The organism is Thiofilum sp. (assembly GCF_016711335.1).
Taxonomy (GTDB): domain Bacteria; phylum Pseudomonadota; class Gammaproteobacteria; order Thiotrichales; family Thiotrichaceae; genus Thiofilum.
The window spans coordinates 2696283-2716615 of record NZ_JADJTF010000001.1 but is presented as its reverse complement, the minus strand read 5'-3'; the positions used below and the strand labels follow the sequence as shown (position 1 = coordinate 2716615).

General features: G+C 43.5%; 20 protein-coding genes. 6 read left to right on the top strand and 14 right to left on the bottom strand.

Going from position 1 to position 20333, the window contains the following annotated elements:
- Together IPL34_RS13025 and IPL34_RS13020 are read left to right on the top strand one after the other, a co-directional pair.
- Positions 1-1479, top strand: coding sequence for a Ni/Fe hydrogenase subunit alpha (locus tag IPL34_RS13025; RefSeq protein WP_296841880.1), 1479 nt, complete (start codon positions 1-3; stop codon positions 1477-1479).
- Positions 1466-1918: a hydrogenase maturation protease gene (locus IPL34_RS13020; RefSeq protein WP_296841879.1), complete on the top strand. Its 453-nt coding sequence runs from the start codon at positions 1466-1468 to the stop codon at positions 1916-1918. The genes IPL34_RS13025 and IPL34_RS13020 overlap by 14 nt, the downstream gene beginning before the upstream one ends.
- Here the strand turns inward: IPL34_RS13020 and IPL34_RS13015 are convergent.
- Both IPL34_RS13015 and IPL34_RS13010 read right to left on the bottom strand, forming a co-directional pair.
- Complete coding sequence (locus tag IPL34_RS13015) at positions 1886-2308, bottom strand: type II toxin-antitoxin system VapC family toxin (protein WP_296841878.1); 423 nt, start codon at positions 2306-2308, stop codon at positions 1886-1888. The two genes, IPL34_RS13020 and IPL34_RS13015, sit on opposite strands and share 33 nt — an antisense overlap.
- A 1-nt stretch (position 2309) precedes the next feature.
- A complete protein-coding gene (locus IPL34_RS13010) occupies positions 2310-2537 on the bottom strand; it encodes a hypothetical protein (RefSeq protein WP_296841877.1) in 228 nt (75 codons plus the stop codon).
- A 185-nt stretch (positions 2538-2722) separates the two neighbouring features.
- Between IPL34_RS13010 and IPL34_RS13005 the strand changes: the two genes are divergently transcribed.
- Positions 2723-4270: an ATP-binding protein gene (locus IPL34_RS13005; protein WP_296841876.1), complete on the top strand. Its 1548-nt coding sequence runs from the start codon at positions 2723-2725 to the stop codon at positions 4268-4270.
- Between the two features lie 68 nt (positions 4271-4338).
- Here IPL34_RS13005 and IPL34_RS13000 read toward each other — a convergent pair whose 3' ends face one another.
- From IPL34_RS13000 to gyrA, 5 genes are all read right to left on the bottom strand, one after another.
- A complete protein-coding gene (locus tag IPL34_RS13000; RefSeq protein WP_296841875.1) occupies positions 4339-5211 on the bottom strand; it encodes a prephenate dehydrogenase/arogenate dehydrogenase family protein in 873 nt (290 codons plus the stop codon).
- Positions 5208-6329, bottom strand: a complete 1122-nt coding sequence (gene hisC, locus IPL34_RS12995) for a histidinol-phosphate transaminase (protein WP_296841874.1) — start codon at positions 6327-6329, stop codon at positions 5208-5210. The genes IPL34_RS13000 and hisC overlap by 4 nt, the downstream gene beginning before the upstream one ends.
- Before the next feature lie 4 nt (positions 6330-6333).
- Positions 6334-7431, bottom strand: a complete 1098-nt coding sequence (gene pheA, locus IPL34_RS12990) for a prephenate dehydratase (RefSeq protein WP_296841873.1) — start codon at positions 7429-7431, stop codon at positions 6334-6336.
- A 153-nt stretch (positions 7432-7584) separates the two neighbouring features.
- A complete protein-coding gene (gene serC, locus IPL34_RS12985; RefSeq protein WP_296841872.1) occupies positions 7585-8667 on the bottom strand; it encodes a 3-phosphoserine/phosphohydroxythreonine transaminase in 1083 nt (360 codons plus the stop codon).
- The gene (gyrA, locus tag IPL34_RS12980; RefSeq protein ID WP_296841871.1) at positions 8664-11300 is read right to left on the bottom strand and encodes a DNA gyrase subunit A; all 2637 of its coding nucleotides are present in this window, start codon (positions 11298-11300) and stop codon (positions 8664-8666) included. The genes serC and gyrA overlap by 4 nt, the downstream gene beginning before the upstream one ends.
- Before the next feature lie 229 nt (positions 11301-11529).
- Between gyrA and IPL34_RS12975 the strand changes: the two genes are divergently transcribed.
- Positions 11530-11751 carry a CopG family transcriptional regulator gene (locus IPL34_RS12975; RefSeq protein ID WP_296841870.1) on the top strand — a complete coding sequence of 74 codons (222 nt, stop codon included), beginning with the start codon at positions 11530-11532 and terminating at the stop codon, positions 11749-11751.
- Between the two features lie 78 nt (positions 11752-11829).
- Here the strand turns inward: IPL34_RS12975 and IPL34_RS12970 are convergent, their stop codons facing one another.
- The 3 genes from IPL34_RS12970 to IPL34_RS12960 form a co-directional block, all read right to left on the bottom strand.
- Complete coding sequence (locus tag IPL34_RS12970) at positions 11830-12438, bottom strand: Uma2 family endonuclease (RefSeq protein WP_296841869.1); 609 nt, start codon at positions 12436-12438, stop codon at positions 11830-11832.
- A 166-nt stretch (positions 12439-12604) separates the two neighbouring features.
- Positions 12605-13468, bottom strand: coding sequence for a toll/interleukin-1 receptor domain-containing protein (locus IPL34_RS12965; RefSeq protein ID WP_296841868.1), 864 nt, complete (start codon positions 13466-13468; stop codon positions 12605-12607).
- A 176-nt stretch (positions 13469-13644) separates the two neighbouring features.
- Positions 13645-14583, bottom strand: coding sequence for a LysR family transcriptional regulator (locus IPL34_RS12960; protein ID WP_296841867.1), 939 nt, complete (start codon positions 14581-14583; stop codon positions 13645-13647).
- Between the two features lie 108 nt (positions 14584-14691).
- Between IPL34_RS12960 and IPL34_RS12955 the strand changes: the two genes are divergently transcribed.
- Positions 14692-15561, top strand: a complete 870-nt coding sequence (locus IPL34_RS12955; protein WP_296841866.1) for a DMT family transporter — start codon at positions 14692-14694, stop codon at positions 15559-15561.
- Here IPL34_RS12955 and IPL34_RS12950 read toward each other — a convergent pair.
- A complete protein-coding gene (locus IPL34_RS12950; RefSeq protein ID WP_296841865.1) occupies positions 15526-16449 on the bottom strand; it encodes an AEC family transporter in 924 nt (307 codons plus the stop codon). The genes IPL34_RS12955 and IPL34_RS12950 overlap by 36 nt on opposite strands.
- 171 nt (positions 16450-16620) lie before the next feature.
- On the opposite strand from IPL34_RS12950, the gene IPL34_RS12945 reads away from it, so the two are divergent.
- On the top strand, positions 16621-16911 hold the full coding sequence (locus tag IPL34_RS12945; protein ID WP_296841864.1) for a hypothetical protein: 291 nt from the start codon (positions 16621-16623) through the stop codon (positions 16909-16911).
- 48 nt (positions 16912-16959) lie between these two features.
- Here the strand turns inward: IPL34_RS12945 and IPL34_RS12940 are convergent, their stop codons facing one another.
- The 3 genes from IPL34_RS12940 to IPL34_RS12930 form a co-directional block, all read right to left on the bottom strand.
- Complete coding sequence (locus tag IPL34_RS12940; protein ID WP_366931100.1) at positions 16960-17307, bottom strand: FKBP-type peptidyl-prolyl cis-trans isomerase; 348 nt, start codon at positions 17305-17307, stop codon at positions 16960-16962.
- A gap of 392 nt (positions 17308-17699) precedes the next feature.
- The gene (locus IPL34_RS12935; RefSeq protein WP_296841862.1) at positions 17700-18908 is read right to left on the bottom strand and encodes a CaiB/BaiF CoA-transferase family protein; all 1209 of its coding nucleotides are present in this window, start codon (positions 18906-18908) and stop codon (positions 17700-17702) included.
- A gap of 19 nt (positions 18909-18927) precedes the next feature.
- Positions 18928-20106, bottom strand: a complete 1179-nt coding sequence (locus tag IPL34_RS12930) for an acyl-CoA dehydrogenase (RefSeq protein WP_296841861.1) — start codon at positions 20104-20106, stop codon at positions 18928-18930.
- Positions 20107-20333 lie beyond the last annotated feature (227 nt).

Below are 20333 nucleotides of genomic sequence, written 5' to 3'. Positions count from 1 at the left end.
ATGAATACACCGACTACTAAACGTCGTATTGCCATTGACCCGATCTCGCGGGTCGAAGGACATGGCAAAATTACGCTACTCATGGATCAGGACAATCATGTGCAAGAAGCCCGCTTACATATTGTCGAATTTCGTGGCTTTGAAAAATTCATTCAGGGTCGTCCCTTTACCGAAGTACCCTACTTTGTGCAAAGGCTTTGCGGTATTTGTCCAGTTTCACATCATCTAGCCGCAGCTAAGGCAGTCGATCAATTGGTCGGTGTTGATCCCGAACAATTAACTCCTACTACGAATAAGCTGCGGCGCTTATTACATTTTGGGCAAGTGCTGCAATCACATGCTTTACACTTTTTCCACCTCTCCTCACCTGATTTATTATTTGGCTTTGGCTCAAATTTAGTACAGCGCAATATTGTGGGCGTGTTGGAGGCTTATCCAGACATTGGTTTAAAAGGGGTAAAGCTACGCAAATACGGGCAACAAGTGATTGCAGCAATTGCGGGTAAGCGTATTCATGGTGCGGCAACTGTTCCGGGGGGAATGAATAAAGCGCTCAGCAATGAGGAACGCAAAGCACTATTGGTCGATATTAAAGACATTATTCAATGGTCACAGGATGCGGTCGAGCTGAATGAGCAGATTCATTTGCAACATCCTGAAAATCATGGCTTTGCGACTTTAGTCACCCGTTATTTAGGTATGATCGGCAAACAAGGTGAAATGGAACTCTATCATGGTGGCTTACGAGCGTGTCATGCCGATGGTGCGCCGATTATTGATCAATTTGATTACACTCACTATACCCAGCTCCTGCGTGAAGAAGTGCGCAGTTGGTCGTATATGAAATTCCCGTATATCACTAGCCTTGGTAAAGAACACGGTTGGTATCGGGTCGGTCCCTTAGCACGGGTTAATTTGGCTGATTTTATTGCTACCCCTAAAGCGGAAACGGTACGTCAACGTTTTCGGGCATTCGCTCAGGGTGCTTATGTGCATGATACCCTTGCCTATCATTGGGCTAGGATGATTGAAATGTTGCATTGTGCTGAAGCGATTGAAGCATTACTCCATGATCCAGACATTATGGGCACGGATTTAGTGGTGAAGGGCACTTCGCGCCGTGAAGGAATTGGGGTGATTGAAGCACCACGCGGTACATTATTTCATCATTATCAAATCAATGAACAAGGCTTGATTGAAAAAGCTAATCTGATTGTCTCCACTACCAGTAATAATCAAGCCATGAATGATTCGGTGCGCTCGGTGGCGAATGAGTATTTAGAGGGGCGTGAAGAAATTACCGAGGGCTTACTCAATCACCTAGAAGTGGCAGTACGAGCTTATGATCCTTGTCTATCGTGTGCCACTCATGCTCTGGGCAAAATGCCTTTGCAAGTGCAGTTAGTTAATGCACAGGGGGAAGTAGTCAGTCAATTAGCACGTCATATGGATGGTAGGATTGAGTGTGACTTTGAGTAAACCCGCACCGATTTTATTGTTTGGCTACGGCAATCCTAGTCGTGGTGATGATGCATTAGGGTATTTATTCATTGAGGCAATGGAGCAACGCGCCTTGCCTCAAGTCGAATGTCTCACCGATATGCAATTACAAGTGGAACACATCACCGATTTAGTAGGGCGTGAAAAGATTATCTTCATTGATGCGGATGCGAGTTGTGCAGCGCCGTTTGTGTTTGAGCCTTTAATCGCTCAACAAGATTGCAGCTATACCAGCCATGCCATGACCCCTGCTGCATTATTACATGCCTATCAGGAGGTGTATGGAATAGCGCCACCGCCTGCGTATGTGCTTAGGGTTCGAGGTTATGCGTTTGAGTTGGGTCAAGAGTTGAGTCCAACAGCCAGTCAAAACCTACAACTAGCTTTAGACAATACTGAATGGATTCACCAACATTAATCCACACTCTTCAAAATCTTTGACATTGCGTGTTGCTAAAGTAAAACGCTTTAATCGAGCAAGAGCCGCAATTTGTCCATCAGGTACACTCATGGGCAAGCCTAAACTACGCCGATAAGCCATAATATCTGCGTAATGCAAAGCTGCTTCAGCCGTAAAATCTAAAACTCGCTCGCTAAAACCCTGCGCAATAAGCCAATCAAATTTCTGTTTTAATCCCCAACGCTTTTGACCCTCTGGCAAAATTTTTAATCCATATTCAATTTCAGCAATGGTAATAACCGATATATAAACATCTAAAGCATCCTGATTATTCAACCATTGAACCACAGCAGGTTGTGGCTTAGGACGCATTAATTCAGAAATAATATTGGTATCTAATAAAATCATCTTAGAAACTCAATGGCTCATGAGCTTCGTGTTTAGGTAACTCCAACTCAACACCAGATTCTTGCCCAAACAACTGTACAGCTAAATCACCTAAACGCAATGGAGCATTGACTGCTTGCCGTAAGATACGTCGTGCTTCTTCCTCCATAGACACATTATGACGGGCTGCCCGCAATCTTAACCCTTTGAGAGTAGCCTCATCCAAACGTCGAATACTTAAATTACCCATGCTGCAACCTCCAAATATAGTAATATTGGTATGATAGCACATGCACGCACTGCCTGCATTTATAAAAAATGCCTGCAATCGTTTGGCGCAGAGTATGAATAAGCACTAGATAAAATCCCTATCCCAGCCCTGACCACCTTCCGTGATATACTTAAAATATACCTCTTACATGACGCAAACTAGCCATGACTCAGCGTAAAAAACTACCTATAGGCATACAAACCTTCGCCCGCATCCGTAGCGAAAACTACTACTATGTAGATAAAACTAGCTTAGCCTTAGACTTGATTAATAAGGGTAGCCACTACTTCCTTTCACGTCCGCGTCGCTTTGGTAAGAGCCTATTTTTAGATACTCTCAAAGAATTGTTTGAGGGTAATGAACCCTTATTCAGAGGATTAGGTATCCATGAACAATGGGATTGGTCTGTTAAATATCCTGTACTACGCTTTAGTTTTGGTAGTGGCAAATTCACCGATATTGAGGGTTTGGCTAATGCTTTAGATGCACAACTCACCTTTTTAGAAAGACAGTTTGATTTAAACCCTACTTTTGATCATGTGAGCGGTCGTTTTGCTGAGCTTATCCTGCATGTACACAAAAAAATCGGCTTACCCGTTGTCATTCTAGTAGATGAGTATGATAAACCGATTCTAGATGCTCTAGACCAGCCTGAATTAGCAAAAAATAATCGAGATTTTTTAAGAGGTTTTTACGGTACTATTAAAGACTATGACGCCTATATCAAATTTAGTTTTCTTACAGGAGTTAGCAAGTTTTCTAAAGTGAGTTTATTTTCAGGGCTGAATAATCTTTATGACCTTACCCTTGACTCGCGCTATAGCACTATTTGTGGTTATACTGATGATGATATTGATACCACCTTTAACAGTGAGTTGGATAACCTAGATAGGGATTTAATTAAACAATGGTATAATGGCTACAATTGGTTAGGTAAAGGTGTCTATAATCCTTTTGATATTTTGCAACTTTTTAAGCAGCGTCAATTTAAAAATTATTGGTTTGAGACAGGGACTCCTACTTTTCTAATTAATTTATTAATCAAAAGACAGGTTTCTACGCTCGCACTAGATCAAATGTTTACTAGCTCCTCCATTATATCTAGCTTTGAGATTGAGGATATAGCAACCGAAGCACTATTGTTTCAAACAGGCTATTTAACTATTATCAAGTATGAACGTTTAGGTAGTCAGGATTTTTTCACCTTAGGCTACCCTAATCTAGAAGTGCGCCAAAGTTTAAACGAAAATATTTTGTTGGCTTTAGTTAAAGACAAATCCAAACAAGCTGTAAATAGCGCTCAACTCTATCGTTTATTATTAGTTAATGACTTTGAGGGCTTAAGGCAATTATTTCACTCTTTCTATGCTAGCATTCCTTATAACTGGTATAGCAGTAATGACATTCAAAATTACGAGGGCTATTATGCTAGCGTGTTTTACTCTTATTTTGCTGCTTTAGGCTTAGATGTGATTATTGAAGATGCTTCCAATCATGGGCGTTTAGATATGGCAGTCAAATTCAATCACCAAGTTTATTTATTTGAATTTAAAGTAGTCGATGAACAACCTACGGGTGTAGCTCTTCAACAGCTACATGACAAACACTATGCGGATAAATATCGTGCTTTAAATCAGCCCATTTACTTAATCGGCGTAGAGTTTAGTAAGCAGAATCGCAATATAGTAGGCTTTGCGGTAGAAACCACCTAAGCAAATTAGGTTTAAATAGTAGGCTGAGCATCTAAGTATTGTGACTTATGGATACTCAGCTTCCGCCATTAACGCGCATCGTATTTAGATATATACGCATCCCGCGCTTGTTTCACTGTCGCCATGCGCTGATGCAATCCTTCAGCATCCTGTTGGCGCATCATAGTGACAAATTCAGCCAAATTTTCACGTAAGGCTTCGACTACCTCGACAATCGCATCGGTATTAGTCAAACAAATATCACGCCACATCGTCGGGTCACTAGACGCAATACGGGTTGAATCTCTAAAGCCGCCCCCTGCATAGCGCAAAATGTCTTCATGATCTGGCAGTTTGAGCAAGGTATCGACCAAAGCAAAAGCTAATACATGCGGTAAATGACTAGTCGCTGCTAATACTTGGTCATGCAGTTCTGGCGTCATGTGTTCCACGCGCCCACCTGCGACTTGCCACATCGTTTCAATGGTTTGCAATGCTTGGCTATCTGTCGTAGGCGTTGGTGTTAAAATCACCCGCCGCCCTTCATACAAATCCGCTAAAGCTGCATCGACTCCACTTTTTTCTCGCCCTGCAATCGGGTGTCCGGGAACAAAACGCGCAAAATTTGCCCCGAATACTTGCTCGACCTCTTGAATCACACTTTGCTTAGTGCTACCCGCATCGGTGAGAATCGCTTGTTCGGGCAAATAGGGATGAATACTGTTTAAAACCGGAAGCATGGCTTGCATTGGTACAGCTAATAAAACCACTTCAGCCCCTTCCAATGCTTCCTTAGGATCAGTACTAAAGCGGTCAATCACTCCCAATTCATAAGCATGGCGCAATGAAACCTCATCACGCCCTAAGCCTATAATTTCATTGCAGTACTGTTTTGCTTTCAGCGCCAACGCCAGCGAACCACCGATCAGCCCCACCCCAGCGATGACTAAGCGCTGGATCATGCTGCTAATACCTTAGTCAACGCGGCAATACAACGCTCGTTTTGTTCTTGCGTCCCAATGGTAATGCGCACATGCTCAGGCATACCATAATTGGCAATCGGGCGCACAATCACGCCTTCGCGCAATAAGGCATTGAATACTTCTACCCCACTACGCTTACAATGGACTGTAATAAAATTGCCCTGTGTCGGCACATACTCCCAACCCTGCTCAACACAAGCCGCTTGCCACTGCTTTAGACCTTCGGCATTGGTGTCTTTACTGCGCTGTAAATGCTCATCATCGCTTAGTGCGGCTTCTGCTGCTAATAGCGCTAGAGAGTTCACATTAAAGGGTTGACGCACCCGATTAAGAATATCCGCAATCTCAGGGCTAGATAATGCATACCCCACACGCAACGCCGCCATCCCATAAATCTTTGAGAAGGTGCGCGTAATAATTAAATTGGGGAATTCTTGCAGCCAAGGCAAAGCATCGGGAAAATCAGGATCCGTCACATATTCGGTATAAGCCTCATCCAATACTACTAAAACGCGATCAGGTACTTGTTTTAAAAAGGCATATAGCTCAGCACTTTTGAACCATGTTCCGGTGGGATTATTGGGGTTAGCCAAAAACAATACGACGGTATTGTCCAGAATGGCATTCAGCATATTGGACAAATGATGACCATAGGGCATAGTCGATGTGCTGTCATTCGCCTTGGCAATTTGTAACTGCGCCCCCACCGCTTGCGAGCTAATGTAGTACACCGCAAAAGCATGCTCAGAAATCACTACACCTCGACTCGGATCTAAATAAGCGCGTGCAATTAGTTCCAAAATATCGTTCGAGCCATTACCTAAGGTAATTTGATTAGCATTGACACCAAACTTGCGAGCAATCGCTTGCTTGAGATTAAAGCCTGCACCATCAGGGTAAATCGCAAGCTCGGTCAAACCCTTTTGCATCGCTGCCAGAGCTTTAGGGCTAATACCTAATGGATTTTCATTCGAGGCAAGCTTAATAATATTGCTAATCCCTAGCTCGCGCTCTAGCTCTTCAACGGGTTTACCGGGTTGATAAGGTTGAAGTTTTTGTACGCCGCTGACGGCTTGATCACGAAAATTAATAGTCATTTTTTTACATTACCGCCACTGGATAGGAACCTAATACCCGTACTAAATCGACTTGCCCTTGCAAGGTTTGCAGTGCTTGTTGAATCGGGGTGTCTTTGACATGACCACGAATATCGACAAAGAATAAATATTCCCAATTATTGCTCCGTGCCGGACGCGACTCGATACGTGTCATATCAATGCCAAATTCGGCAAAGGGCTTGAGCAAATTATAGAGTGACCCCGGACGATTAGGCATAGAGAGCAAAAGCGAGGTTTTGTCTTGACCGCTCGGCCCCACATCCTGATGACCGACCACTAAAAAGCGTGTGGTATTATTGGCATTATCTTCAATCGAAGTTTGTACCACATTCAGCCCATAAATCGGCGCAGCTTGAATGCTACCAATCGCCGCAGCGTTAGGTTCAGAAGCAGCACGTTTGGCAGCATCGGCATTACTACTACACGCAATACGCTCCGCTTGGGGCAGGTGTTTATCTAGCCAATAGCGACATTGGGCTAAGGATTGAGCATGAGAATAGATTTTAGTGACCTGTTGCCATGCTTCTTGCTTACATAATAAGTTTTGGTGAATACGTAATACCACCTCGCCACAAATTTTGAGCGGCGAATTGACTAAGACATCCAGCGTATGGGACACAATCCCTTCAGTCGAATTTTCAATCGGCACTACTCCATAGCGCACCCGATAAGTTTCGACCTCACGAAATACTTGAGCAATCGAATCACAGGACAGTAGACCAATCGTGTTACCAAAATGTTTACGCGCTGCCTCCTGAGTAAAAGTCCCTTCTGGTCCTAGATAGGCTATGGTCATAGACTCTTCAAGCGACAAACAAGCTGAAATAATTTCCCGATATAAATGAGTTACTTGCTCATTGCGTAAAGGCCCTTCATTTAACGACACCATGCGCCGTAAAATCTGGGCTTCACGCTCTGGACGATAAAATACCGCATCGGGATCAGTGGCTAGTTTGGCATGGGCTACCGCTTCAGCACACCGCGCCCGCTCACTCAATAATTCCAGTAATTGCGTATCAAGGGCATCAATACGCTCACGCAAACTTAATAAATCGGCACTCACCGCTTGGCTCACTCCCATCCTCAATTAATTTTGTTTGGCTCTAATAACTACCGATCCGTAGTCAGGTGTTTCTGGAGCAGTCTTGTTGGCATGGATGCCAACTTGTAGCGTACAGGGATGTATTTACAGCGACTGCGGAAGAAATGCCTGACTACGGATAAGCGGTACTAACTAACCATGCTGGCGCTCAAACTCACGCATAAATTGAGCTAAAGCTATCACGCCCTCAATCGACATGGCGTTATAAATGCTAGCCCGCATTCCACCCACTGAGCGATGCCCTTTTAAGGACATTAAGCCCTCATTAGCCGCCTCCGTTAGGAACACTTTGTCCAACTCTGGATTGGCTAAAGTAAACGGCACATTCATAGTGGAACGATAGCGCTCATCGACCGGACAAATATAAAAGCTAGACGCATTAATCACGTCATAAAGCACTTTAGCCTTTAGCTCATTGAACTCAGCCATCGCCGCTAAGCCACCTTTACGCTTGAGCCATTTGAACACTAAGCCAGACAAATACCATGCATAAGTCGGCGGCGTATTATACATCGACTCATTATCAGCATAGATTTGGTAATCGAGCATCGAAGGAGTACTAGGTGTCGCGTGACCGATTAAATCCTCACGCACAATCACGACCGTAATGCCCGCTGGACCAATGTTTTTCTGTGCTCCGGCATAAATCAACCCAAACCGACTCACATCAATAGGCTTAGATAAAATATCGGATGACATATCCGCCACTAAAGGCACATCACCAAGATCGGGAATAGCTTTAAACTGTACGCCGCGAATGGTTTCATTACTGGTGTAATGCAAAAAGGCGGCATTCGGATCGCACGCCCAAGTGCTTTGCTCTGGAATCGTGGTATAACCTGTGTCTTTGGTAGACGCCACCACATTGACATTACCAAAACGTTTGGCTTCTTGAATGGCTTTAGCTGACCAGTCGCCCGTATCCAAATAATCCATACTGCTTTTGCCACGCAGCAGATTGAGCGGGATCATAGCAAATTGCATATGCGCCCCACCCTGCAAAAACAATACTTTATAGTTACTCGGAATACTCAAAAGCTCGCGTAAATCAGCTTCGGCTTGATTAGCAATCGACATAAAATTCGATTCACGGTGACTCATTTCCATCACCGAGATACCTGAGCCGCGCCAATCAAGCATTTCAGCTTGAGCTTGTTCTAATACCTCACGCGGCATGACCGCTGGGCCGGGACTAAAATTATAAACTTCGGTCATGATGCTTCATCCTCGGTTGTATTCGTATTATTGTCCTGATCGATGTCATCGGTTTGAGCTAAAGCACTAGGGCGTGGTGTGTCGCCACTGCTTTCGGGTAGTGCATCATCGTCCTCACTCATAATCGGCGCTAACTGCACCAATTTTTCATCATCGCCCATACGAATGAGTGTTACGCCTTGAGTATTCCGCCCTACTAAAGCAATGCCACTTACGGGAGTACGTACTAAAGTACCACCATCGCTAATGAGCATAATATCGCTGTCGGGTTTCACTTGAACCGCACCAATCACTTGTCCATTGCGCTCAGAGGTCTGAATGGCAATCACCCCCTGACCACCACGCGCTTGGGGCATGAATTCATCTACACGGGTACGCTTACCATAGCCGTTTTCAGTGGCAGTCAAAATCTCGCCTTCGCCTAAGATAATCAGCGCATTCACCGCGCCACCTTCATCTAAGCGAATACCTCTGACACCTGCCGCTTGACGCCCCATCGCACGTACATCACTTTCTGGGAAACGAATTGCTTTACCCGCATTGGTAAATAGCATGACCTCATTATTGCCATTCGTGAGCGCCACATCGACCAGCTTGTCACCATCGCGTAAATCTACCGCAATAATACCCGCCGCACGCGGACGCGAGAAATCAGTCAGTGGCGTTTTCTTAACCGTACCATTAGTGGTTGCCATGAATACATAAGCATCCTCGGCATAATGACGAATCGGCAATACTGCTTGAATGCGCTCGCCCTCTTCCAAGGGTAATAAATTCACCATCGGTTTACCGCGCGAAGTGCGACTCCCGACAGGCAATTGATACACCTTGAGCCAGTACATGCGCCCACGACTGGAGAAGCACAAAATCGTGTCATGAGTACTCGCTACAAATAGCTTTTCAATGAAATCCTCTTCCTTCATTGCTGTAGCAGTCTTACCCCGCCCGCCTCGGCGTTGCGCCCGATAGGTATCAATTGGCTGCGCTTTGGCATAACCTTCATGCGAAAGTGTTACTACTACATCTTCTTCGGCAATTAAATCCTCAAGGCTTAAATCTTCCGCTACCGTTTGAATTTCAGTACGACGCTTATCACCATAATTGGTTTGGATTTCGAGCAATTCTTCACGAATGACTTGTAATAAACGATCTGGATTACTGAGTATTTCCAGAAAATCGTTAATTTTATGAATCAGCTCTTGGTATTCAGACAAGATTTTATCTTGTTCTAGACCCGTCAAACGATGCAGGCGTAACTCTAAAATGGCTTGAGTTTGTGTTTCAGACAGCCAATATAACCCGTCTCTTAAGCCTAATTCAGCGCTAATCGCCTCTGATTTAACCACTCCAGCGGCTTTATCCAGCATAGTTTGCACGACGCCTAAGCCCCAACCTTTTGCCATTAACGCGGCTTTTGCTTCGGCTGGATTGGCTGAGGTTTTAATCAGGGTAATAATTTCATCAATATTGGCAATAGCAATGGCTAAGCCTTCTAAAATATGGGCGCGTTCCCGTGCTTTGCGTAGATTATAAATGGTGCGGCGCGTGACCACTTCACGGCGATGACGTAAGAAAGCCTCAATAATCTGTTTAAGATTCAGTAGCTTAGGTTGACCATTAACTAGAGCCACCATATTAATCCCAAAGACACTTTGCATTTGGGTTTGTTTATACAAATTATTTAAAACTACATCACCCGCTTCACCGCGTTTGATTTCAATCACCATACGCATACCGTCTTTATCGGACTCGTCGCGTAGTTCTGAAATACCCTCAATCTTTTTATCTTTGACTAATTCGGCGATTTTTTCCAAAAGACGCGCTTTATTCACCTGATAAGGTAATTCGTGGACAATAATAGTTTCGCGTCCAGTTTTTTCGTTTACCTCAATTTCAGCTCGCGCCCGTACATAAATACGCCCACGTCCGGTATGGTAAGCCTCATGAATCCCGCGTGCGCCATTAATAATTCCTGCGGTAGGAAAATCAGGACCGGGCAGATATTCCATTAAATCACTAATATCTAAGTCGGGATTATTCGCTAAGGCTAAACAGGCATTAATCACCTCATTCATATTATGAGGTGGAATATTGGTCGCCATCCCCACCGCAATACCCGAAGAACCATTGACTAATAGATTCGGTACACGGGTGGGAAATACCACTGGCTCGGATTCAGAACCGTCATAGTTAGGGACGAAATTAACCGTTTCTTTGTCTAAATCGGCGAGTAATTCGTGGGCGATTTTGGACATGCGCACTTCGGTATAACGCATCGCGGCGGGTGCATCACCGTCCACCGAACCAAAGTTACCCTGACCATCAGCGAGCATATAACGCAATGAAAACGGTTGAGCCATGCGCACGATGGTGTCATAGACCGCCGTATCCCCGTGTGGGTGGTATTTACCGATGACATCCCCGACCACACGGGCGGATTTTTTGTAGGGTTTATTCCAATCATTACCCAGTTCACTCATGGCAAAGAGCACACGGCGGTGAACCGGTTTGAGACCATCGCGTACATCCGGCAAGGCGCGGCCGACGATAACACTCATGGCATAATCGAGATACGATTGACGCATCTCGTCTTCGAGATTAATAGGGAGGACTTCCTTGGCAAAATCGGCCATATTGTATTTCTAATCGCTGTTAAGAGAAGCCGCCTAGTATACCAGATTAACCTCAATTAAGGTGTAACTAATGGTAGGAGATGAGTGCTTTTTGGCGCAATTCTGCATCAATTATGGTCTTATTTATCGTCACTCATAACTTACGAGATTTTAGAAAGGTCAAGGATAATTTCAATATTCAACCTGTCGCACCCAAGGACTTATGGCAGTTATATCAAAGGGGAATACCATGAATTTTGCACTTAGAATACCTGATTATTACAAAGACGAAATCATGCAACTCAAAGGTGATGCCTCTATTAATCAATTTATTATTAACGCTATCGCCGAGAAGATTGCGGCTTTACGTACTGAAGCTTATCTGCAAGAGCGTGCTCTACGTGGCTCTAGAGAACATGCTTTGAAGGTATTAGATAAAGTAGCGAATGCGCCTGCTGCTGATTATGACTAGCGTTTTGCACTTAAAACACATAATGCCTTACCAAGCTCTCTAGTGATGAGTGCTTTTTGGCACAATTCAGGTAGGAATTTAAACTGTTTTAGATGCCTCTAGATCTAGAGTAGCTAGCCATTGGAGCATAGCGCTATTTTCAACCCGCTCATAAATGTCTTCTACTCGCACAGCAACACCACCAATAGACTCTAACAGTATTTCTTGCCCCAAGTAGTAGTAAAAGGGCTGCCAACTTGCGCTACGGCGATAGACTGTGACCTCGGCAATATCCTGCTCTATTAACATATATTCAAGCACACTAGGGAGAGCAAAATATTCTAAACGTTTGTCGGTTTTATCAGTACGCCGCGTGCTTTCTGAGATTACTTCTACGATTAATACGGGGGTTTCGCGTACATATTTGTCGGTAGAAGGGTCATCATTACAGGTGACCATGAGGTCTGGATAACGAAAGCGATCATGGGCTGTTTTGACTAGCATATCGCTAGTGAGCGGCTCACACGGTTGCCCACGTAAAGCACTCCACAATAAGGCAGAAAGATTACGAGTAATACGATTATGGCTGAGGCTTGCTCCTGCCATTGCATAGACTTGACCCGCTACATATTCATACTTTTGTGTACTTAAGCGCTCACCTGCTAGGTAATCTTTAACACTGATGTGGTTAATTTGCGGTGCTAACATGCTTTTGTTCCTATGGCTGGTTTTGATCTGTATGGTTCAGCTCACTTGATATTAGCAAATCATGATTAGGGTAATGAGTAAACATATTTCAGGGCTTATTTCCATCCTAAAAAAGAACATAGAACTTAGGTCTTCACAAATTAAAAAGCCGTACTTAATTTAATAATTAAACTTTATTCGGAGATTTTGCTATAGATAGCTCGATACGCTTTATTATTCTATCTCTTTTTCTTTCCCATGTAGAAGTGGGTAGCTTTTCTATAATAGCAAATACTTGCTCAATTTTTTCTTTAAATAAATTTAGCTTTAAAGGCTCATTTATTTTAAATCCTTGAGATAACGGAATAACTCCTTTTATATCCTTATAGTCTAAGGGAGGTACGACAATGGGAATATGCTGTTTTGCTAAAACCCAAGTAGCTCCCATCTCACATAAGCAAATCGGACTATGAAAAAAGTTTTCAGTCAATACAAAAATTACCATGGAGTTTGATGATAGTTCATTTTTTATTTCATTTAAAAAATTTTCACCTAAACTAATTCCATAACCCTCAAAAGATGTACAGAATATTTGCTTTGAGTCTAAACCGATAGACTCAAGAATCTCTACTATTTCCTCAACAAGCTCTACATCTTTTGAGGAATGGCTTATAAATACTTTAGAAATTGCTCCCTCTTTTTCCAGAGCACTCTTTACTAAACTATCAGTTGACTCTGAAAATTCTTTAATATAACTATTAATGGAAGATAAGAGTATCTTTAGATCCTCTCTGAATATCCGAAGGTGGTCATCATCATAGTCATGGCCATACCCGTCCAAAGTATATACTGTCATTCCTGAATAATAAAATTTTAAACTAGAGAAATGCTCATACTCTGTAGAATCCTTTGAAAATATTTTAATAAATGTTCTTTCTACTAAATTTCTCCATATTTTAAAATTTGTATCATCACTATTTTCTACTGTAATAGATGAAGCATCCTCTATAAGTTTTTTAAGCAATTTTACTTTTTCTTTATTGTCCATCATTTAATCCTATTTCCTATTTCCTATTTCCTATTGATATTTACCGCTGTAAGTAATTATTTAGAGCTTCATAACTCACTAACTGTAATCTTTTGCTAAAATTTATATAGTCTAGAACGATCTCTTAGAAGTAAGCAAAATATACAATTTTTTAACCATACACTACCAGCAGTGACATCCTACATTTTAACAATATCTATGCCCCCAACCAAAGCCCCAGCAAACCGTTTTTCCACCACCTTTTTCAATGCCTGCTGCAATATCTCCACATACACCCTAGCCTGCGGAGTCGGGACAAAACTCACATAAAAAGTGGTACTCAAGGACTGTGTTAATTGTGGCATAACCCGCAATAATTCCCCTCGTTCTAACGCATCCACTACCACAAAATCAGCTAATAATGCCAACCCTAATCCAGCCTTTGCACCCTCCTCCAAGGCAAATGAATTACCTAAAATCAAAGTATTAAAAGCATCCGACCACACTAGATTTTCCAAAGCTAATAACTGTTTCCAGCTCGTATATTGCCCTACACCTCGCACTAATAAAGTATGCGTACTTAGCTCAGATAATTTTTCCGGTAATCCATAACTGTGAATATATGCCGGACTCGTTACCACCGACTTATGTACCTGTAGCAGCACCTCATGCTGTAAGCGTTCATCACTTGGCTCTGAGCGGATAGCGAGATCAAAACCGCCTTGAATCACATCACGCAAGGTGTCGCTAGCCTCTAGCTGCACCACCAAGCGCGGGGCTAGCACTTTCAACTCTGCTAACACATAGGGCAAAACTCGACTGGCAAAATCAACGGGCGCAGTGACTTTAACTACACCGCTTAAATGGCTCGGTTGTAATTGCGCCAAAGTTTGCTCTAACCCTGACTCAAACTGTTGATAAGCCTGTGCTAATTGCCAACCTGCCGAGGTTAAATTTAACTTACTGCCCGACTGACGTAACACTAAACTGACTTTGAGTTTTTCTTCTAATTGACGAATTTGGTAACTCATTGCCGAGGGTGACACATGCAAAGACTCCGCCGCTAAAGTAAAGCTATTCAAGCGTGCAACCGCCGCAAAATAGGGCAAATGGGTTAGTAAATGAGCAGGTATAGGCATAATAATTCAAAAATTTTGCATTTTAATTTAAAAAAGTTACGTTTTATTTATTTTAAGCCATGCCGCACACTTAAGGTTATTGAAAATCACCACCTTGAGTACTGTGTTATGCAAGCAATCTTATTCGCCCTAGCGGGCTTTTTTAGTTTTACCCTGATGGATTTGAGTATTAAGTGGCTATTGCAATCATATCCATTGATGCAGGTCACTTTTTTTAACTGCTTTTTTGCTTTGCTAGGGCTATTGATCTGGATTTATCCACGCTTTGAGTTACTGAAAACCAAGCAGCCTCAGATTCATTTGCTACGCGCCAGTATTGTCTTAGTAGTTGATTTATTGGCTTTTTATAGTTATGGGCAAGTACCACTAGCTGAAGCTTATACTCTAATTCTCACCATGCCTTTATTCACTGCGCTTTTCGCCCTGCTATTTAGGTATGAACCCTTACGCCCCCTCGCCTTAGCGGTGACGTTTATTGGGTTTAGTGGTGTGTATCTAATGCTCTCTCCCCAATTTGGGCATTTTCATTGGGCCTTAGTCGCGGCACTCCTGAGTGCTGTGATTGAATCAGTGGGCTTTTTATTAATTCGCCGCCACCGTGAACAAGAAACCCCGCAAGCGTTTGCTTTTTACGGTTTAGGTTTGGTAACGCTCGTGACTGGCGTGGTGATGATGTGGAGTTTTAAACCTATGCCCTTAACCGATTTAGGCATCAGTATCGGGGGTGGAGCGTGCTATGCCTTAGCCACCGCTTTAGTCATTACCGCCTTTCATCGCGGCTCGCCGATTATGGTGAGTAGTATGCAATATAGCCAATTAGTGTGGGGCGCTGTATTGAGCTTTATCATTTGGCATGAAATGCCTTCGCAGCGCGTACTAATCGGTAGCTTATTGATTACACTAGCGGGTTTAGCCTTACTGCACTCACAAAAACGCGCTAAATCAATGAGTCACACCAGCCAACAACCACAACACTAGAGGCAAAGTTAATAGCGCCGCTAGGGTCTGCAAGGTAATAATGGCCGCCATTAAATCGGCATTACCTCCTAGCTGTCGCGCTAAAATATAGGCACTAGAAGCCGTAGGCAACGCCGCCAAAATAACCACCACCGATAAGGTTAGAGTATCCAAATTTAACATTAGCCCTAAGCCTAAAATCAGCAGCGGTAATAAGATTAACTTAATCAAACTGCTGCTCACTAAACTGCTCATATAGTCATGTAATGAGCGCCATTTTAAGCCCGCCCCTACCGTTAATAGCCCCAAAGGTAAGGTCATATCACCCAAACGCTTTAATACCTCATTGACAATACTCGGTAAGGGTAGAGCCATGAGATTCAATACTAAGCCTAGGATGCTGCCTAAAATCAAGGGATTATGTGCCATTTGTTTCAAAATAGCTTTAGTATTCGGCACACCTTTGGCATAGCGGGCAAACACTAGAATACACAGCACATTAATCCACGGAATCATAATCGCAATTACAATCGCAGCTAAGGGGGTCGCTGCTTTAGGCAATAAGGCGAGAATCAGGGCTAGACCAATATAAGTATTAAACCGAATCGACCCCTGATAATCCGAGGTAAAACTTGCTCCTTCATGCTGCAAAAAACGCTGGGCAATAAAGGCAAGTACTGAACCTAATGCGGGAATCAACACTGCAAACCCAATCAGATAGCCTGCACTCGACCAATTGATTTGAGCATTAGCGAGTTGATGAATCAGTAAACACGGAAATAAGGCAAAGTAGGTCGCTTTTTCGATCTGAATCCATGTACTCGCTTGGATAAAATCGGTTTTAAGTGCTATATAGCCTAAAAGGAGCAGGATAAAAATAGGCATAATTGCCAAAAATACTGTGGACATGAGAGACCTATGATGCTGATAGCAGATTGATTGCAGCAGAGTTTTATAATTAGGTAAATCTTCGATACATTAAATGAGCTAATCCCATTATACTAGCGCCCCACTGCAAGAGAGAGTGAACAAGCTGGTTTAACCACTAAACTTTATTCTTAACTACGCATGAGCTGTATTGTGTTAACTGTTAACTCTCCTCAAGCCATTATTATTCATCACCACCATCAAGAATTATGGTGTCATATCAATCAAGACCTCGATCTCAATCGCTTAATTTGTCACTTTAGTGTTAAAGATCAAGATTTATTTGCCTGTGTAGCAGCGTGGGATGCGCAGCCGGAATTTTTGATCAAGCGTATTACTTCATTCGCTCAAGCCTATGTGCGCGTGCACAATGTGCCTTTATTGGAAGCCGAACTCACACGCTGCTTAAATACTATTAATAATCAACACACTATTATGATTTAAATGCATTGCGCTTAGGCAATGCACATCTCAAAAACACCCATAAGTGCTTTACTTCACGTCTAATAACTCAACATCAAAGAGTAAAGTTGCATTGGGTGGAATCACGCCACCTGCACCACGAGCACCGTAACCATATTCGGGGGCAATAATTAAAGTACGTTGTCCCCCTACTTTCATCCCTACCACACCCTCGTCCCACCCTTTGATCACACGCCCACCGCCTAATGGAAACTCAAACGGTGCACCTCGATCCAGTGAGCTATCAAATTTAGCGCCTTTCTTATCCGCCGCCTTCTCGTCGTATAACCACCCCGTATAATGGACGGCTACTACTTTACCTGTCAGCGCTTCAGCGCCGCTTCCCACTTTTGCATCTATTTTAGTCAATCCACTCATCGGTGCACTCGCTGTAGGTTGGTTCTCTTTAGTTTCGGTAGAAGAAGCGTTTTTTTCTGAACAAGCGCTCATAAAAACACTAGCACTTAATAATAGAGTTAGTGACGCTACTAGAATATTTTTCAATTGATTACTATCCCACTCTGTTTAAAAAAACCTGAGTTGCCACTAAGTATCTAGCTAAAAGTAATCGTGCGTTTTTGGAGCAGTCTTGGCGGCAAGGATGCCGCCTTGAAGCGTACAGGGATGTATTAACAGCGTCTGCGGAGGAAATGCACGATTACTTTGGCTCAAGTACTTATTTGGCACTCTTTATTTCAGGCTAAAAAATGTACCATTGTTGGAGGGGGAAGCAATAGGATAAAACAACTTTATTTGCATTTACCCCACTGCTAAATCACCTGTTTAGCTTTTAGTGCTGTTAATTGCTCATGATCAAGCTTTAATAAGCGCTCTAATACCTCGGTCGTATGCTCACCTAATAAAGGTGGAGGATTAGGCGCATTTAAAGCCTCGCCATCAAAGCGAATCGGATTACTGACCAATTTCACCTCGTCAACTAAAGGATGAGCATAATGTACCTCTAAACCACGATGCTGCACTTGAGGATCAGCAAACACACGGTCAAGGGTATTAATCGGGCCACAAGGCACACCCACTGTTTCCAATAGTTGTAACCATTGATCAGTCGTGTGCTGCGCCATCAGTTGCTGGATGATAGGAATCAGTATTAGACGATTTTCTACCCTTAAGGCATTCGTGGCAAAACGCGCATCTGTGCCTAATTCTGGTTGCCCCGCCACCTCGCAAAAGCGTTTAAATTGCGCGTCATTCCCTACTGCTAAAATAATATGCCCGTCTTGTGTCGCAAAGGCTTGATAAGGAACAATATTCGGGTGCGCATTCCCCAAACGTTTAGGCACATTACCAGAAGTGAGGTAGTTAAGCGCTTGATTCGCCAGTACTCCCACCTGAACATCAAGGAGTGCTAAATCAATATAAGTGCCCTGTCTGGTACGTTCACGCTGAAATAATGCCGCCATGATAGCATTCGCAGCATATAGCCCTGTGAAAATATCTACGAAGGCAACCCCTACTTTGACCGGCTCGCCCCCTTCAGCATCGGGTTTACCCGTCAAGCTCATCAAGCCACCCATGCCTTGAATCATAAAGTCATAGCCCGCGCGTTGTGCATAGGGACCATCTTGACCAAAACCTGTAATCGAGCAATAAATGAGATCGGGTTTAAGTGCTTTTAGGCTTGCATAATCAAGGTGATATTTCTTTAATCCACCCACCTTAAAATTCTCTAGCACTACGTCGCAATGCTTAACCAATTCATGCAGCAGCTCTTGCCCTTCTAAGGTTGCCATATCAATCGTGACTGATTGTTTACCGCGATTAGCACTTAGATAATAAGCCGCCTCAGTTGTGCCCGCTAACCAAGGGGGTCCCCAACGCCGTGTATCATCACCTTCATTCGGACGTTCGATTTTAATCACCTCAGCGCCTAGATCAGCTAATTGCTGGCTACACCAAGGTCCCGCCAAAATGCGCGAGAGATCTAACACACGAATACCTGTTAAGGGTTGAGCAGGCATGGGAATACTCCTAAAAATGTTAGAAAAACGCCTGAATCCCTGTCTGAGCACGTCCTAGTATCAAACCGTGAATATCATAAGTACCTTCATAAGTATTCACCGTCTCTAGATTGACCATATGACGAATCACACCATACTCGTCAGCAATACCATTTCCGCCGTGCATATCGCGTGCTATGCGAGCAATATCCAATGACTTACCGCAGTTATTGCGCTTAATCAGAGAAATCATTTCAGGCGCCCAATTGCCTTGATCCATCAAGCGTCCGACTTGCAACACAGCTTGTAAACCTAGGGTAATTTCGGTTTGCATATTAGCCAGTTTAGTCTGTACTAATTGCGTAGCGGCTAGCGGGCGACCAAATTGTTTACGGTCGAGCGTATATTGCCGCGCTGCATGCCAACAAAACTCCGCTGCACCGAGCACACCCCATGCAATACCAAAACGTGCTTTATTTAAGCAACCAAAAGGCCCTGCAAGACCACTGGCTTTAGGGAGTAGATTATCTTCAGGCACAAATACTTCATCTAGGACAATCTCGCCTGTAATCGAAGCGCGTAGCGACATTTTGCCGTGAATTTTAGGCGTACTAAAACCTTGCATGCCACGCTCAATAATAAAGCCTTTGATTTTGCCTTCGTGTGCATCTGACTTCGCCCAGACCACTGCTAGATCGGCAATAGGGCTGTTAGTAATCCACATTTTTTGCCCATTGAGGACATAACCACCGTCGACTTTGCGGGCGTAAGTGACCATCGAGCCGGGATCAGAACCATGATTAGGCTCAGTCAAACCAAAACACCCGACTAGCTCACCGGTGGCTAAGCGCGGTAAATATTTTTGCTTTTGTACTTCTGAGCCGTAAGCTTCAATCGGATACATCACCAGTGATGACTGCACGCTCATCGCTGAGCGATAGCCAGAATCAACACGCTCGACTTCACGCGCGATCAGACCATAGGAGACATGATTTAAACCCGCACCACCGTATTGCTCTGCTACGGTCGAACCCAACATACCCAGTTCGCCCATTTCATTCATAATATCGCGGTCAAAGCGTTCTTCGCGTGTAGCACTTAAAACGCGCGGTTGCAGTTTTTCTTGGCAATAGGCATGCACTGCATCACGAATTTGACGCTCTTCATCGCTTAGCTGTTGCTCAAAATGAAACGGATCATCCCATTGAAATGGAGTCATAACCTATACCTCGACGTAATTTCTGATTGAGTGTAATTGAAGCCAGTCAAAACTGTACTATTTATTATAATAAATTAAAAAGCAAGTACTGTGGTGATTTAAAGTGAATTAGTATGCTGCTGTAGCCAAAAACTGCACAATGCACACCTCTTCTTAAAGACGACTAATGGCTAGTCACTACCTTAAGAGCAACATTAGAGAAGTACAAGACTAAAATAGGAGCGAAA